The sequence below is a fragment of the Streptomyces sp. NPDC058691 genome, from assembly GCF_042714775.1.
In the GTDB taxonomy this organism is placed as follows: Bacteria; Actinomycetota; Actinomycetes; order Streptomycetales; family Streptomycetaceae; genus Actinacidiphila.
In genome coordinates this window covers 120997-135458 of record NZ_JBHXSO010000004.1, presented here as the reverse complement: position 1 = coordinate 135458, position 14462 = coordinate 120997, and the positions used below count along the sequence as shown (strand labels likewise).

The 14462-nt window shown below is 73.3% G+C and carries 15 protein-coding genes; 3 read left to right on the top strand and 12 right to left on the bottom strand.

What is annotated here, in order from left to right:
• Positions 1-7: 7 nt before the first annotated feature.
• The 4 genes from ACFWVC_RS04740 to ACFWVC_RS04725 all read right to left on the bottom strand — a co-directional run bounded on the left by ACFWVC_RS04740 (position 8) and on the right by ACFWVC_RS04725 (position 3784).
• On the bottom strand, positions 8-787 hold the full coding sequence (locus tag ACFWVC_RS04740; RefSeq protein WP_384277250.1) for an SGNH/GDSL hydrolase family protein: 780 nt from the start codon (positions 785-787) through the stop codon (positions 8-10).
• A 37-nt stretch (positions 788-824) separates the two neighbouring features.
• Complete coding sequence (locus ACFWVC_RS04735; RefSeq protein ID WP_384277242.1) at positions 825-1850, bottom strand: hemolysin family protein; 1026 nt, start codon at positions 1848-1850, stop codon at positions 825-827.
• Positions 1847-3220, bottom strand: coding sequence for a hemolysin family protein (locus ACFWVC_RS04730; RefSeq protein ID WP_384277236.1), 1374 nt, complete (start codon positions 3218-3220; stop codon positions 1847-1849). Before ACFWVC_RS04730 ends, ACFWVC_RS04735 begins: the two co-directional genes overlap by 4 nt.
• 108 nt (positions 3221-3328) lie before the next feature.
• Positions 3329-3784 carry a GNAT family N-acetyltransferase gene (locus tag ACFWVC_RS04725; RefSeq protein WP_384277230.1) on the bottom strand — a complete coding sequence of 152 codons (456 nt, stop codon included), beginning with the start codon at positions 3782-3784 and terminating at the stop codon, positions 3329-3331.
• A 298-nt stretch (positions 3785-4082) separates the two neighbouring features.
• Here ACFWVC_RS04725 and nagB point away from each other — a divergent pair, with 298 nt between their 5' ends.
• Positions 4083-4865 (top strand): glucosamine-6-phosphate deaminase, encoded by a 783-nt coding sequence (gene nagB / locus ACFWVC_RS04720; RefSeq protein WP_384277222.1) that lies wholly within the window; start codon positions 4083-4085, stop codon positions 4863-4865.
• A 92-nt stretch (positions 4866-4957) separates the two neighbouring features.
• Here the strand turns inward: nagB and ACFWVC_RS04715 are convergent, their stop codons facing one another.
• Together ACFWVC_RS04715 and ACFWVC_RS04710 are read right to left on the bottom strand one after the other, a co-directional pair.
• Complete coding sequence (locus ACFWVC_RS04715) at positions 4958-7525, bottom strand: ABC transporter permease (RefSeq protein WP_384277215.1); 2568 nt, start codon at positions 7523-7525, stop codon at positions 4958-4960.
• Between the two features lie 9 nt (positions 7526-7534).
• Positions 7535-8320 (bottom strand): ABC transporter ATP-binding protein, encoded by a 786-nt coding sequence (locus ACFWVC_RS04710; RefSeq protein ID WP_384277208.1) that lies wholly within the window; start codon positions 8318-8320, stop codon positions 7535-7537.
• A 157-nt stretch (positions 8321-8477) separates the two neighbouring features.
• On the opposite strand from ACFWVC_RS04710, the gene ACFWVC_RS04705 reads away from it, so the two are divergent.
• Both ACFWVC_RS04705 and ACFWVC_RS04700 read left to right on the top strand, forming a co-directional pair.
• A complete protein-coding gene (locus tag ACFWVC_RS04705) occupies positions 8478-8705 on the top strand; it encodes a toxin-antitoxin system HicB family antitoxin (protein ID WP_384277203.1) in 228 nt (75 codons plus the stop codon).
• Positions 8702-9073, top strand: a complete 372-nt coding sequence (locus tag ACFWVC_RS04700; protein WP_384277198.1) for a fic family toxin-antitoxin system, toxin component — start codon at positions 8702-8704, stop codon at positions 9071-9073. The genes ACFWVC_RS04705 and ACFWVC_RS04700 overlap by 4 nt, the downstream gene beginning before the upstream one ends.
• A gap of 31 nt (positions 9074-9104) precedes the next feature.
• On the opposite strand, the gene ACFWVC_RS04695 is transcribed toward ACFWVC_RS04700, so the two are convergent.
• The 6 genes from ACFWVC_RS04695 to bioB all read right to left on the bottom strand — a co-directional run bounded on the left by ACFWVC_RS04695 (position 9105) and on the right by bioB (position 14370).
• Positions 9105-9695, bottom strand: a complete 591-nt coding sequence (locus ACFWVC_RS04695; RefSeq protein WP_384277193.1) for a DUF4865 family protein — start codon at positions 9693-9695, stop codon at positions 9105-9107.
• Between the two features lie 19 nt (positions 9696-9714).
• On the bottom strand, positions 9715-10290 hold the full coding sequence (locus ACFWVC_RS04690) for a TetR/AcrR family transcriptional regulator (RefSeq protein ID WP_384277186.1): 576 nt from the start codon (positions 10288-10290) through the stop codon (positions 9715-9717).
• A 22-nt stretch (positions 10291-10312) separates the two neighbouring features.
• Positions 10313-10978, bottom strand: a complete 666-nt coding sequence (locus ACFWVC_RS04685; RefSeq protein ID WP_384277180.1) for a class I SAM-dependent methyltransferase — start codon at positions 10976-10978, stop codon at positions 10313-10315.
• Positions 10979-11112: 134 nt separating this feature from the next.
• Positions 11113-11838 carry a dethiobiotin synthase gene (gene bioD, locus ACFWVC_RS04680; RefSeq protein WP_384277172.1) on the bottom strand — a complete coding sequence of 242 codons (726 nt, stop codon included), beginning with the start codon at positions 11836-11838 and terminating at the stop codon, positions 11113-11115.
• Positions 11835-13136: an adenosylmethionine--8-amino-7-oxononanoate transaminase gene (locus ACFWVC_RS04675; protein ID WP_384277166.1), complete on the bottom strand. Its 1302-nt coding sequence runs from the start codon at positions 13134-13136 to the stop codon at positions 11835-11837. Before ACFWVC_RS04675 ends, bioD begins: the two co-directional genes overlap by 4 nt.
• On the bottom strand, positions 13129-14370 hold the full coding sequence (gene bioB, locus ACFWVC_RS04670; protein ID WP_384277159.1) for a biotin synthase BioB: 1242 nt from the start codon (positions 14368-14370) through the stop codon (positions 13129-13131). The genes ACFWVC_RS04675 and bioB overlap by 8 nt, the downstream gene beginning before the upstream one ends.
• Positions 14371-14462 lie beyond the last annotated feature (92 nt).

Sequence of the window (14462 nt, the reverse complement as noted above, 5' to 3'; positions counted from 1 at the left end):
CCCGGGCTCAGGCCTCCACGGGAGGCAGTGGCAGCAACTCCGCCCGCTTGGGCGCCAGCCCGTCGCCGGAGGAGCGCCCGGTGAGCCGGCGGCCGATCCACGGCACCAGGTGCTGCCGGGTGAAGCGCAGGTCGGACGCGCGCCGGGCGGCCCAGGGCAGGGGCATGCCGGCGGGCAGGGCCTCGGTCCAGTCGAACCCCGGGGTGTGGCCGAGGGTCTGCCAGACCGCCTCGGCGACCCGGCGGTGGCCCTCCTCGTCCAGGTGCAGCCGGTCGTCCGCCCACAGCCGCGGGTCACCGAGCACATCCGCGCCGTACAGGTCCACGACGAGGGCTCCGTGCCGGGCGGCCAGCTTGTCGATGAAGCCGAACAGCTCCTCCATGCGGGGCAGGAAGCGCACCGCGACCGGGCCCCGGCGGGCGGGGCTGCGCATGAGGACGAGCTGCTGGCAGTTCGGCGCCAGCCGCTCGACGGCCTCCTCCAGGAGCGCGCACACCCGCGGGACGTCGCACTTGGGCCGCAGTACGTCGTTCAGCCCGCCGACCAGGGTCACCAGGTCCGCGCCCATCGAGGCCGCGGTCTCCACCTGCTCGTCGACGATCTGCTGGATGAGCTTGCCGCGCACGGCCAGATTGGCGTAGCGGAAGTCCGGGCTGTGGGCGGCGAGCCGGCTCGCGAGGAGGTCGGCCCAGCCGCGGTAGGTGCCGTTGGGCAGCGCGTCCGACATGCCTTCGGTGAAGGAGTCGCCGAGCGCGACGAAGCTGGTGTGGGTGGCGTTCATCTCCATGGCGGCCGTGATCCTACCGGGCGGCCTCGCGGGTGCCTCAGGCGGCCGGTGTGCGCCCCACCAGCTCCTTGAGCACGTCCTCCATGGTCACCAGACCCATGCCGCGCCCCTCGTCGTCGACCACCGCCGCCAGATGCGCGCCGCTGGCCCGCATCGCGGCCAGGACGTCGTCCAGCGGGGTCGCCGCGCCCACGCGGGTGATGCGCCGCAGCGCGCCGCGCGGGAACGGCAGGTCGCGGTGGTCCACGCCGGAGGCGAGGGCGTCCTTGACGTGGAGGTAGCCCAGGATGCGGCCGGATTCGTCGGTGACGGGGAAGCGGGAGAACCCCGATCGCGCGCTCAGCCGCTCCAGGCCCTCGGGGGTGATGCCCGAGTGCGCCGTCACCACCCGGTCCGCGGGCACCACGACCTCGCCCACCGGGCGCCGGCTCAGTTCGAGGGCGTCCTGCAGGCGGGTCGCGGCCCGTTCGTCCAGCAGCCCGGCGGCCCCGGCGTCGGTGACCATCCGCGCCAGTTCGTCGTCGGAGAACACGGCGGCGACCTCGTCCTTCGGCTCCACCCGCAGCAGCTTCAGCAGGCCGTTCGCGAACGCGTTGATCGCGAAGATCACCGGGCGCAGCGCCCGGGCCAGCGTCACCAGCGGCGGCCCGAGCGCCAGCGCGGTGCGCTCGGGCGCGGCGAGCGCGATGTTCTTGGGCACCATCTCGCCCAGCAGCATGTGCGCGTAGGTGGCCAGGGCCAGGGCGATGGCGAAGGACGCCACGTGGATCGCGTTCTCCGGGACGTGCAGCGCGTGGAAGAGCGGCTCCAGCAGGTGCTCGATCGCGGGCTCGGCCACGATGCCGAGCACCAGGGTGCACAGCGTGATCCCCAGCTGCGCCGCGGCCAGCAGCGGCGAGAGGTGTTGCAGGCCCCACAGGACGTGGCGCGCGCCGCGCTCCCCGGCCTCGGCGCGGGGCTCGATCTGACTGCGCCGGACGGAGATCATGGCGAACTCGGCGCCGACGAAGAACGCGTTCACCACCAGCGTCAGCAGCCCGACGAGGATCTGCAGGAAGGTCATCGCACCTCCGCCGCGCCGTCGCCGGTCCCGTCCTCCGCCGCCGGACCGGTCGGCGCGTCCTCGCCCGGCGGCGGCGAGATCAGCCGCACATGCGCGGCCCGGTGCCCGGAGTCGTCGGTGACCTCCAGCACCCACCCGGCGGCCTCGGCGATGTCCCCGGTGACGGGGATCCGGCCGAGCCGTTCCGCGATCAGGCCGGCCAGCGTCTCGTACGGGCCCTCGGGCGCCCGCAGCCCGATCTCGGCCAGCTGGTCGGTGCGGGCGGCGCCGTCGGCGTCGTAGACGCGGCGGCCGGTGCGGTCCTGGTGGATGAAGGCGAGATCGGGCGTCTCCTGAGGGTCGTGCTCGTCCCGCACCTCGCCGACGACCTCCTCGACGATGTCCTCCAGGGTGACGACGCCGGCCGTGCCCCCGTACTCGTCGATGACCACGGCCATGCCGGTGTCGCCGGAGAGCCGGTCCAGCAGCCGGTCCACGGTCAGCGACTCGGGCACCAGCAGCGGTTCGCGCAGCAGTGGGGTCAGCGGATGACCCGGCCGGCGCTCGGCCGGCACGGCCAGCACGTCCTTGATGTGGACGATGCCGATCACGTCGTCCAGGCCGCCCCGGTGCACGGGGAAACGGGACAGCCCGGTCGTCCGCGTCGCGTCGGCGACGTCCTGGCAGCTCGCGCGCTCGTCCAGGGAGGTCACCTGGACGCGGGGCGTCATCACGTTCTCCGCGGTCAGTTCCTTCAGGCCCAGGGTGCGGACGAACAGTTCCGCGGTGTCCGCCTCCAGGGCGCCGGCCCGTGCCGAGTGCCGGGCCAGCGCGACCAGCTCCTCCGGGCTGCGGGCGGACACGAGCTCTTCCGCGGGCTCCATCCCGAGGCGGCGCAGAATGCGGTTCGCGGCGTTGTTCAGATGCCTGATGAGCGGCCCGAAGGTGGCGGTGAACGCCCGTTGCGCCGGGGCGACCGTCTTGGCGACCGGCAACGGGCTGGAGATCGCCCAGTTCTTCGGGACCAGCTCCCCGACCACCATCAGCACGACCGTCGAGACGGCCGTGCCCAGGACCAGCGCCAGTGACGCCGCCGCCGGCCGCGGCATTCCGAGCGCCCGCAGCGGCCCGGCCAGCAGCTTCGCGATGGAGCCCTCGGCGAGCATGCCGATCACCAGGCCCGTGACGGTGATCCCGAGCTGGGCCCCGGACAACTGCAGCGTCAGGGTGCGCACGGCACGCAGCGCGGCCGACGCCCCCCGCTCACCGGCCCGCGCGGCGCGTTCCAGGTCGGTGCGCTCGACGGTGGTCAGCGAGAACTCCGCGGCGACGAAGACCGCGCACGCAAGGGTGAGCAGCAGCGCGACGGCCAGCAGGAGCACTTCGGTCATCGGGACACCTCGATCCCATGATCGGTCAGCGGGCGGTGGCGCGCGCGATTTTGCTGCCGTCGGTGGAGCGGTCGCGTGCTCGTGCCGTCGCCGGCGACACCGGGCCCGCTACCCGGCGGCCGGAGGGCCGGGCGGGCGTACGTCGACCAGCGGCTTGGTCCAGCGCCGCCATTGCTCGTTCGGCAGGTAGCCCGCCGACCGCCAGGCGTGGTGGGCCCGCTCGTTGCGCACGAGCACCATGGCGTCCCCGCGGCGGCCGCCGAGCGCGGCGAAGCGGCGCTCGGCCGCGGCCAGCAGTGCGGTGGCGACGCCCTCGCGGCGCCGCCCAGGGTGCACGGCGAGGCGGTAGAGGTGGCAGCGCCAGCCGTCGAATCCGGCGATGACGGTGCCGACGAGTTCCCCGCCGCGCTCGGCGAGGAGCAGCGCCTCGGGGTCCCGGGCGATGAGGCCGCTCACCCCGGCCAGATCGTCGCTGACGGTGGTGCCCTCGGCGGCGTCCTTCCAGAACGCCAGTACCGCTTCGGCGTCGGCAGGTGCGGCGCCGCGTATCCGCAGATCGTTCACGGCCCCCACCCAAGCAGGCCGGCGGTGCGCAGGTCGAGGGGTTTACGGATCGTTCCGGCGCAGTTCCGCGATCACCTCGGCGAAGTCCTCCATCGCGGGCTCCAGCACGGTGACGTAGCCGAAGCCGAGGCGTTCCCGGCCACGCCGCAGCGGCCGTCCAGCCCGCCTTCCCGTTGGCCCGGACGGATGTTCGGTCCCTGCTGATCTCGCCTGTGCCATCCAGCCGGGCACGGACGCCGGCGCCCTTGGTAAATTGGTCTATACCGCTAGTGACCCTCTTTTGATCGGCAGGCCCAGCGTGGAAGTTGTCATCGTTCCGGATGCCGTCGCGGGCGGCGAAACCGTCGCCGAGACGATCGCCGTCCTGCTGAGGCGCAAACCCGACGCCTTGCTCGGCGTGGCCACCGGATCAAGCCCGCTGCCTGTCTACCAGGCGCTGGCGGCCAAGGTCCGTGCCTCGACCGTGGACGCTTCGCGGGCCCGGATATGCCAGCTCGACGAGTACGTCGGACTGCCCGCAGGGCACCCCGAGTCCTACCGCTCGGTGGTGCTCCGTGAGGTCGTCGAGCCACTCGGCCTGACCGAGGAGTCCTTCATGGGGCCCGACGGCTCCGCCGAGGACATTGCCGCCGCCTGTGCTGAGTACGACCGCGCGCTGGCCGAGGCCGGGGGTGTGGACCTGCAGCTGCTCGGCATCGGCACCGACGGGCACATCGGCTTCAACGAGCCCTGCTCCTCGTTCGCCTCCCGTACCCGGATCAAGACCCTGACGAGGCGGACCCGGGAGGACAACGCCCGGTTCTTCGACAGCCCCGACGCGGTGCCTCACCATGTCATCACCCAGGGCATCGGCACCATCCTCGACGCGCGTCACCTGGTGCTCCTGGCCACGGGCGAGGCCAAGGCCGAAGCCGTGGCGTTGGCGGTCGAGGGGGCGCTCTCCGCGCTGGTACCGGCCTCGGCGCTGCAGCTGCACCCGCACGCCACGGTCGTCGTCGACGAGGCGGCGGCGTCCCATCTCAAGCTCGCCGACTACTTCCGCGCCACATACGCCGCCAAGCCCGCTTGGCAAGGGCTCTAGAAGCCCGGCCACGTGGCAGCGGTGGGGCGATCCCGCCCGGGGTGCCGACGAGGGGGGCGGTGGGCACGACCCGCTGGACGAGCACCCGGGCGTCATTCGTGCGCGATGGCCGCCAGCACGTTCATCCGCGACGCGCGCAGCGCCGGCAGCAGGGCCGCGACCAGGCCGACGACCACCGAGCCTGCCATGACCGCCCCGACCGTCGTCCAGGGGATCGTGAGCGCCCGGATGCCCTCCAGGGCGAGCACCTCGTGCGCCACCAGCCCCCACACGAGCCCGAGACCGAGGCCCAGCACCGCGCCGAAGACGGCGATCACCACCGACTCCAGGCGGATCATGCGGCGGAGCTGGAGGCGTGACAGGCCGATGGCCCGCAGCAGGCCGATCTCGCGGGTGCGCTCGACCACGGACAGGGCGAGGGTGTTGACGACGCCGAGGACCGCGATGAGGATCGCCAGCCCCAGCAGCGCGTAGACGAGGGTGAGGAGCACGGAGATCTGGGTGCGCACCAGCTTCTTGTAGTCGGCCTGGTCGCGGACCTCGACCTGGGGATAGGGCCTCAGCGCCTTCTCCAGCCCGGCGCGGAGCGCCGCCTTTGCCGTGCCGGGTGCGGCGTTGACGTACAGCGCGGCGTCCTGGCTCCGCGGCAGATGACGCTCGGCGGTGACGAGGCCCATGGTCAAGGTGGCGTCGTCACCGAAGAGGGTGCTTTGGCTGGTGGTCAGGGCCCGCAGGGTGAACGTGGCCCCGCGCGCGTCGGCGAACCGCACGGGCAGCCTGCTGCCGACCCGCAGTCCGTGCCGGGCCGCGTACTCCTGGGAGAGCGAGACGCTGTCCGGGGCGAGCGCCTGGGCGGTGTCGCCGCGGGCGTAGTCGAGGTTGAGCACATCGTCGGCGCCGGGGCCGATGGCGGCGCCGGTGAGCTTGACCGTGCGGCCGCCGGGCAGGGTGACGAGGAGCGGCACGTAGCGCATCGGGACGACCTGGCCGGCGCCCCGCACCTTGCGCACCGCATTGCCGACGGCGGGGGAGAAGGGCGCGAAATGGTCGCCCTGGACCACGAAGTCGGCGCCGAGCGCCTTGTCGATCTCGTGGTCGAAGGAGCTGGCCATCGAGGTCCCCGCCATCGACATGCCGGTCACCAGGGCGAGCCCGATCATGAGCGCCGAGGCCGTCGCGCCCGTACGCCGCGGATTGCGCAGCGCGTTGCGCTGGCTCATCCGTCCCACCGGGCCGAACACCCGCGGCAGCGCCCCGCCCACCACGCGGATGACCGGGCGGACCAGCAGGGGGCCCGCCACCACCGCGGCGATCAGCGAGAGCCCGATGCCCAGGCCCAGGAGGGACGCGGCGGCACCGATCGACCCCGCGGCCGAGGCGCCCGCGAGCGCGCCCGCCGCCGGCAGCGTGAGGAGCCCGCCCGCGATCGCCCGCCCGCGCAGCGACCTGTCGCCGTCCGTGACCTCGACGTCGGCCAGCGCGGCCATGGGCGAGACCCGCGAGGCCCGGCGCGCCGGCAGATAGGCCGCGACGAGGGTCACCACCAGCCCGACCGCGTACGCCGCCACCGGTACCAGCGCGCGCAGCACCATCTGCGAGGCGTCGACGTTCATGCCGAACGCGCCCAGCAGCCGGATCAGCCCGGACGCCAACCCGATCCCGCACAGCAGCCCCACGGTGGAGCCGGCCAGCCCGAGGAGCGCCGCCTCCACCAGCACCGAGCGCCGCACCTGCCGCCGGTCCGCGCCCAGCGCCCGCAGCAGCCCGAGTTCGCGGGTGCGCTGCGCGATGAGCATGGAGAAGGTGTTGACGATCAGGAAGACGCCGACGAGGACCGCGACCCCGGCGAAGCCCAGCATCACGTACTTGATCACGTCGAGGACGGTGGCCAGTGACTCGGCGGCCGACTTCGCCTGCTCGGCCTGGGTCGTGTACGTGTAGCGGGGACCCAGTTCGGCGGCGATCCGCCGCTTCAGCACCGCGTCGGACACGCCGGGCGCGGCGTCGGCCTGCACCGAGGTCGCGACGCCGGCCCGGCCGACGAGGCGGGTCTGCGCGGTGGGCGTGTCCACGAACAGCAGGGCCGCGCCGGGGTTGGTGGTGGTGAACGTGGCGATGCCGACGAGCCGCACGGGGAAGGCGCCCGGCTGCGCGAGCACGCGCAGGGTGTCGCCGATCCGCAGCCCGCGGTTCGCGGCGGTGTCGGCGTCGATCAGCGCCTCGCGGTCGCCGTGCGGCGCGTGGCCGCTCGTCAGCCGCACCGAACTGCGTGCGCCGCCGGACCAGTTGGTGGCCAGGGTCGGTGCCCCGGTCGTCGGCCCGACGGGGCGGTTCCGGGCGTCGACGACGGTGACGTTCTGGACGGTGACGTCGATGCGCGCGCCGGCGACCCCCGGCACTGCTTTGACCCGGGTCAGCAGCGACGCCGGAAGCGTCCCCACCTGCCCCGAGGCGTAGTTCTGGTTCTCGGCGAAGGCCTCGGGCGGACCCACCGTCACATCGGCCGCCGTCGAGGCGAAGAGCCGGTCGAACGTGTGGTTGACGGTGTCGGAGAAGATCATGCTGCCGGTGACGAAGGCCACCGACAGCAGGACGGCGAGCGCGGACAGCAGCAGCCGGCCCTTGTGGGCCAGGAAGCTGCGCAGCGTCGCCCGGAGCACGGGACGGGCCTAGCCCTGCTTCCGCAGCGCGTCGAAGCGCTTGAGCCGTTCCAGCACGCCGTCGGCCGTGGGCTGGGAGAGTTCGTCGACGATGCGCCCGTCGTTGAGGAAAAGCACCAGGTCCGAGTGCGCGGCCGCGGTGGGGTCGTGGGTCACCATCACCACCGTCTGGCTCAACCGGTCCACGGCCTCCCGCAGGAAGCGCAGTACCTCCGCACCGGACTGCGAGTCCAGGTTGCCGGTGGGTTCGTCGGCGAAGATCAGCTGCGGGCGGGACGCGAGCGCGCGGGCGCACGCGACGCGCTGCTGCTGTCCGCCGGACAACTGCGACGGGCGGTGCCGGAGCCGGTCGCGCAGGCCGAGGGTGTCGATGACACGGTCCAGCCACTCCTGGTCGGGCTTGCGGCCGGCGATGTCCATCGGCAGCGTGATGTTCTCCGCGGCGGTCAGTGTCGGCAGCAGGTTGAAGGCCTGGAAGACGAAGCCGACCTGGTCCCGGCGCAGACGCGTCAGCTGCCGTTCGCCCAGGCGCGTGATCTCGGTGTCGCCGATCCACACCTGGCCGGAGGTGACGGAGTCCAGCCCCGCCAGGCAGTGCATCAGCGTGGACTTGCCGGAGCCCGACGGCCCCATGACCGCCGTGAACCGCCCCCGTGCGATGTCCACGTCCACCGCGTCCAGTGCCACCACGCGGGTCTCGCCCGTACCGTACGCCTTGGTCAGCGCCAGGGCCCGGGCGGCGACCTCGGCGCCCACCACGGCGTCCTCCGGGTCTGTTGTGGCCGGTGTCGACACGTTTGTCCCCCATCGTCGTGATGTGCGCGCAACCGTATGGGGCGAGGGTAGGTCGTCGTGGGCCCGACTGCATCGTCCGGCGGTCGGGCTCCGGATCGTCCGTGTAAGGGGCACTTGTCACTTGTCGCTGCTAGCACCTGAGCGCTAGCCTGGCGGTATGGCCAAGACCCAGTTGAACGTGCGGGTCGACGAGACCACCGCCGCGACCGCCCGGGAACGGGCCGCGCAGCGGGGGATCAGTGTGAACCGCTACATAGAGGAACTCGTCCAGCAGGACGCCGGCGAGAACGGCCGCGCCTTCGTCGAGGCGGCCGCCGATTTCATGAAGCAGTACGAGTCCGTCTTCGCCGAGGAGTTCGGCGCGGAGCACGAAGGCCGTCGTTGACCCTGCGGATCGATCTCGCCTGGCTTCTCATGGTCGCCGAGCACAACACCCCCGGTGACCCCCAGGTCGCCGACTGGGGCGCGCTCGTCGCCGCCGTCAGTCGGCACCAGGCCGAGATATTCGGCGTGCCCGTGTACGGCGACCCGTACGAGTGCGCAGCGTCCCTCATGCAGTTGCTGGTGCACGTCCCCGCCCTGGAGCGGTCCAACGTCATGTTCGCCTCGGCCGTGGCCTACGCCTATCTGGTCGCGAGCGGGCTGAAGGTCGCCACCTCGCCGGAGCGGGTGCGCGAACTGGCCCGGCTGGTCAAGGGCGGCACTGCCGACGTGCTGGAGATCGCCGAGGTACTGCGCGGCTGGAGCGCCTGAACGGGGGTGCCCGGCGCCGCCGGACCCGCGGCTACGGCCACCGCCGGCCGACGGGGAGTTCGTCCCAGTGCGGCGTGGACAGGTGCAGGAGCGCGTAGCGGTCGGGGTCGTCGCCCGCCGCCGCGTCCGCCCACAGGGTGAGGCGGACGATCTCCCAGTGCCGCGGGTCGACCGCGAGCACGGTCGCGTGCACGCCCGGGGCCGCCGCGCGCTCCTCCCAGCGTTCCAGGGCACGGGCCACCGGCTCACGCGGGTCGGCGCCCGCCGGCAGGGGCTCACGCAGGCGAGTGGCCGCCCGGGGCGCGGAGCCGTGCGCCGGACCGGGCCGGAAGGCGGCACCGGTCCAGTGGTGCACGGACGGGCGGCCGAAGTCGCCGACGATCCCCCCGAAACCGCCGCCGCCCCACAGGAAGCGGTTCATCCCGCCGGTGTCGCCCCAGAGGTAGAAGGGCGCGTACTGGTTGACCGGCGACCCGTCACTGCCGCGCTCCCGCACGAGATAGGCCTTGAAGCCGAGGCCCTCGTAGGCGTCGGTGAGATGGCCGCGGTTCGCGACACGGTCGTGGACGATCTTCATGTCGTAGTCGGCGGGCAGAGTGATCTCGTACTGCATCGCGTACACGGTTCCCCCCGGATGCGGCCTAGGCGTGATGGGACAGCAGCGCCAGCACTCCGCTGACGGCCTGGTCGAACGGGGCGGCCGAGCCGGCCGCGCGGGCGAGGACGTAGCCGCCCTGGAGCACGGCGACGACGGTCGCCGCGATGTCGTCGGTGTCGAGCCCGAGGGCGAGTTCGCCGCTCGCCTGGCCGTCGGCGAGGACGTCGGCGAGCCGGCCGCGCAGCCATTCGAAGGTCTCGTCCACCGGCGCGCGCAGCAGCGGGCTGGAGACGATCTCCGGGTCCTGGGTGAGCCCGCCCACCGGGCAGCCGCGCAACACCTCCCGCTCGCGGCGCAGATAGCGGGTGATCCGCTCGACCGCCGTACCGGGCACGGCCAACTGCTCCTCGGCCGCGGCCCGCATCTCCATCGCGGTACGCCGCACCGCGGCGAGGGCGAGCTCCGGCTTGCCGGAGAAGTGGTGGTACATGCTGCCCTGGCCGACACCGGAGCGCTGCTGGATGGCCTTGGGGCTGGTGCCGACGTATCCGCGCTCCCAGAGCAGCTCGCGGGTGCTCTCGATCAACCGGTCGGGGGTGTCCACGCGCCGACTGTACATACCAGTAGGTACAACGGCAAGATCAGTCCGGACGGCGCGCCACGGCCAGCACGTGCGGGGAGCTCGGAAGCGGCAGTCCGCGCTCCGGGATGCGGAAACGGCGCAGTTCCAGCAGTTCGAAGCCGCTCGCCGCCACCGCCGCCGGCGTGTCACGTCCGGTGCGGCAGCCCCCGAAGAGCAGAGGCCAGAGCGTGTGGTCCGCCGCCCACTGCACCGCCGCCGCCCTGCGGCCCGGGGCCCGGCAGTGCTCCAGCAGCCGCAGTTCACCGCCGGGCCGCAGCACCCGCAGCAACTCGCCGAGCGCCCGCGCCTGGTCCCGCACGGAGCACATCACCAGCGAGGACACCGCCGCGTCGAAGCCCTCGGTCTTGACCGGCAGGGCCTCCGCCACGCCCGGCACCACGTCCACCGGCACCTGCGCGTGCCGCGCCTCGTCCACGGCGAGCCGGCGCAGGCGCCGTTCGGGTTCGATGGCGACCACTTCGGCGACCGTGTGCGGATAGTGACGGAAGTTCAGCCCCGGGCCGGCGCCGATCTCGATCACCCTGCCGGACAGTCCGGCCAGGAGTTCCCTCCGCAGCTCCGCCAGGCCCAGGCGGTTCTCGGCGCTCTGGGCGCAGCGGGCGTAGAAGCGGGCGAACACCGGGTGGCTGACGGGTTCGCGCGTGACGCTGGAACGGATGGGCATGGCAGGCCCCTTGCCTCGTCGTGCCCCCCTCTTCCGGAGTGTGCCGCCGGGGCGGGGCCGCCATGCCTCCTGGCGCGTATTTCCCGCCGCGGGGCGGCCCCGCCGGCGCGTCTCCTCGCCGTACTGATGAGGTGTCAGATGACGGACGTCCAGATCGCGGTGAAGGCGTCCGCGTCCCACAGGCCGCCGATGCGGGGCGCGAGCCACCCCGGTGCGGCCTGCCGGAAGGCGTCCGGCGTGAGCGCCGAGGCCCCCGCGGGGACGGCACCGAGCAGCGGGTTGCGGGTGTAGGCGGGGAGGTCGGCCAGGTTGCTGCGGGCCGGCATGTCCGGGTTGTCGGGCCAGCTGCCGATGACGAAGCCGGCGCACGAGAGCGCCCGGGCCCGCAGCGCGTCGGCCGTGAGGGCGGCCGTGTTGAGCGCGCCGAGCCCGGCCGGCGTGACGACGAGGACCGGCGAGCCCAGCATCTTCGCCGCGTCCGCGAGCGTCGAGCCCTCCTCGTCGAAGCGGACCAGGAGTCCGCCCGCGCCCTCGACCAGGACGATGTCGTGGACGGCGGCGAGCTTCGCGGCGGCCTCGGCGATCTCGGCGGGGCCCACGGTGGGCAGGCCGGCGCGCCGGGCCGCCGTGGCCGGGGCCAGGGGGTCGGGGTAACGGGCCAGCTCGACGCCGGTGAGCTCGAACCCGACCAGCCGCGACACCTCGTCGGCGTCGCCCGGCTCGTCGGGGCCGATCCCGGTCTGGGCGGGCTTGAGATAGGCCACGCTGAACCCCACCGTGAGCGAGGTCGCCGCGATGGCGGCCGTGACCACCGTCTTGCCGATCTCCGTGCCCGTACCGGTCACGAACAACACCGTCATGCCGCCTCCGCCGCCGCACACACCGCCGCGCAGATGCGCGCGACGTCCTCGTCCCCCGTCACGTAGGGGGGCATCGTGTAGATCAAGTCCCGGAACGGCCGCAACCATACCCCCTCGCGTACGGCGGCCCGTGTGGCGGCCGCCATCGCGTCCGGGCCCAGGGCGGCGCCGAGCTGGACGACCCCGATCGCGCCCAGAACCCGTACGTCCCGCACCCCGGGAAGGGCGGCCGCGGGTGCCAGCCCGTCCCGCAGGCCGGCCCCGATGCGCTTGACCTCCTGTGCCCAGTCCTGCCCGAGCAGCAGGTCGATCGAGGCGCAGGCGACGGCCGCGGCCAGCGGGTTTCCCATGAAGGTCGGCCCGTGGGCGAGGACGGGGACCTCGCCCTGGGAGATGCCGTCGGCGACCCGCGCGGTGCACAGCGTCGCGGCCATCGTCAGATAGCCGCCCGTCAGGGCCTTGCCGACGCACATGACGTCGGGGGAGACGCCCGCCTGCTCGGCGGCGAAGAGCGTGCCCGTCCGTCCGAAGCCGGTGGCGATCTCGTCGAAGACGAGCAGGACGTCGTGCTCGTCGCACGCCTCGCGCAGCACCCGCAGATATGCGGGGGAGTGGAAGGACATGCCGCCCGCGCCCTGCACGACGGGCTCCACGACGACGGCGGCGAGTTCGTGCGCGTGCCGGGCCACGGTCTCCCGCAGATGGTCGGCGTACGCCTCCTCGTAGGCGGCCGGTGGGGCGTCGGCGAAGACCTGACGGGGCAGCACCCCGGACCACAGCCCGTGCATGCCCCCCTCGGGGTCGCACACGGACATCGGCTGCCAGGTGTCGCCGTGGTAGCCGCCGCGCCAGGTCATCAGGCGCTGCTTGGCCGGCCGCCCGAGGGAGCGCCAGTACTGCAGGCACATCTTGACGGCGACCTCGACCGACACGGAGCCGGAGTCGGCGAGGAAGACGTGCCGCAGCGGCTCCGGGGTGATCTCCACTAGGCGGGCGGCGAGCCGGACGGCGGGCTCGTGCGTGAGCCCGCCGAACATGACGTGGCTCATGCGGTCCAACTGGCCGCGCGCCGCCTCGTTGAGCACCGGGTGGTTGTAGCCGTGGATCGCCGACCACCACGAGGACATGCCGTCGACGAGTTCGGTCCTCCCCTCGACCGGTTCGGCGAGCCGCAGCCGGACCCCGGCCGCGGACTCGACGACCAGGGGTTCCTGGCGGCCCGGCATGGGCCCGTACGGATGCCAGACGTGCTCCCGGTCCAGCGCCAGGAGCTCTGCCGGGGTGAGCGGATCAGGCATTGGGCGGCAGGTCCGTCCCGGCGCCGCGGCGGCGCACCGCCACCAGGTCCGTACGCGCGGCACCCGCCGTGGCCGACGCGGCCGCCGGGATCGCAGTGCCCGCCGGGACCGGGGCGGACGCGGTGTGGCCGCCGCAGGGCCCGCAGCCGCCGCCGTCCCCGGCTCCGTGCGAGCCGCAGCCGCCGGTGTGCGAGCCGCATCCCGCGGCCGCCACGGCGTCCGCGACGTCGGCCCGGTGCTCGGGGAGCGTGACCGTGCCGGCGCCCTCCACCTCGAAGCCGGCGTCCGCGATCATGTCGAGGTCGGCCTTGCCGGCCTGGCCCTCACTGGTGAGGTAGTCGCCCAGGAAGATGGAGTTGGCCAGGTGCAGCGCCAGCGGCTGCAGGGTGCGCAGGTGCACCTCGCGGCCGCCCGCGATACGGACCTCCACGTCGGGGCAGACGAAGCGCACCATCGCCAGGATGCGCAGGCACCGCTGCGGGGTGAGGTTCCACTCATCGGCCAGCGGTGTGCCCTCGAAGGGGATGAGGAAGTTGACGGGCACCGAGTCCGGGTCCAGCTCCCGCAGGGCGAACACGACGTCGACCAGGTCCTCGTCGCTCTCGCCCATGCCCGCGATCAGGCCGGAGCAGGCGGACAGGCCCGCGGCCTGGGCCTGTTGCACCGTGTCGACGCGGTCGGCGTAGGTGTGCGTGGTGGTGATGTCCCCGTAGACCGCCTCGGAGGTGTTGAGATTGTGGTTGTACGCGTCGGCGCCCGCGCCGCGCAGCCGGCCCGCCTGTCCCTCGGAGAGCAGGCCGAGGCAGGCGCAGACCTCCACGCCCTCGTTCTGGTCCTTGATGGCCTCGATGGTCTTCGAGACCCGGTCCACGTCGCGGTCGGTCGGGCCGCGTCCGCTGGCCACCAGGCACACCCGCTTGGCACCGCCGGCGACCCCCGCCGCCGCGGCGGCCGCCGCCTGTTCGGGCTTCAGCCAGGTGTACTTGAGGACGCCGGCCTCCGAACCGAGCCGCTGCGAGCAGTACGAGCAGTCCTCGGGGCACAGCCCCGACTTGAGATTGACCAGGTAGTTCAGCTTCACCCGGCGGCCGAACCAGGCGCGGCGCACCTTGCCGGCCGCGGCCACCACGTCGAGCAGCTCGTCGTCGGAGCCGGCCAGCACGGCGAGGGCCTCCTCGCGCGTGGGCAGCTCACGGCGCAGCCCCTTCTCCACCAACCCATTGAGCAGATCCATGCGGCGATCCTGACGCACACGGCGACCGTGAGCCAATGAGGCACCCCACAAGACCGCTCGCGCAGGGTGTGTGGATCACCACACCGTGCGAA

Coding starts and splice junctions, on each gene's coding strand:
- bioD (WP_384277172.1), bottom strand. CDS start 11,838: ATGACGGTGTTGTTCGTGACCGGTACGGGCACGGAGATCGGCAAGACG.
- ACFWVC_RS04675 (WP_384277166.1), bottom strand. CDS start 13,136: ATGCCTGATCCGCTCACCCCGGCAGAGCTCCTGGCGCTGGACCGGGAG.
- ACFWVC_RS04730 (WP_384277236.1), bottom strand. CDS start 3,220: ATGACCGAAGTGCTCCTGCTGGCCGTCGCGCTGCTGCTCACCCTTGCG.
- ACFWVC_RS04685 (WP_384277180.1), bottom strand. CDS start 10,978: ATGCCCATCCGTTCCAGCGTCACGCGCGAACCCGTCAGCCACCCGGTG.
- ACFWVC_RS04740 (WP_384277250.1), bottom strand. CDS start 787: ATGGAGATGAACGCCACCCACACCAGCTTCGTCGCGCTCGGCGACTCC.
- ACFWVC_RS04735 (WP_384277242.1), bottom strand. CDS start 1,850: ATGACCTTCCTGCAGATCCTCGTCGGGCTGCTGACGCTGGTGGTGAAC.
- bioB (WP_384277159.1), bottom strand. CDS start 14,370: ATGGATCTGCTCAATGGGTTGGTGGAGAAGGGGCTGCGCCGTGAGCTG.
- ACFWVC_RS04690 (WP_384277186.1), bottom strand. CDS start 10,290: ATGTACAGTCGGCGCGTGGACACCCCCGACCGGTTGATCGAGAGCACC.
- ACFWVC_RS04705 (WP_384277203.1), top strand. CDS start 8,478: ATGGCCAAGACCCAGTTGAACGTGCGGGTCGACGAGACCACCGCCGCG.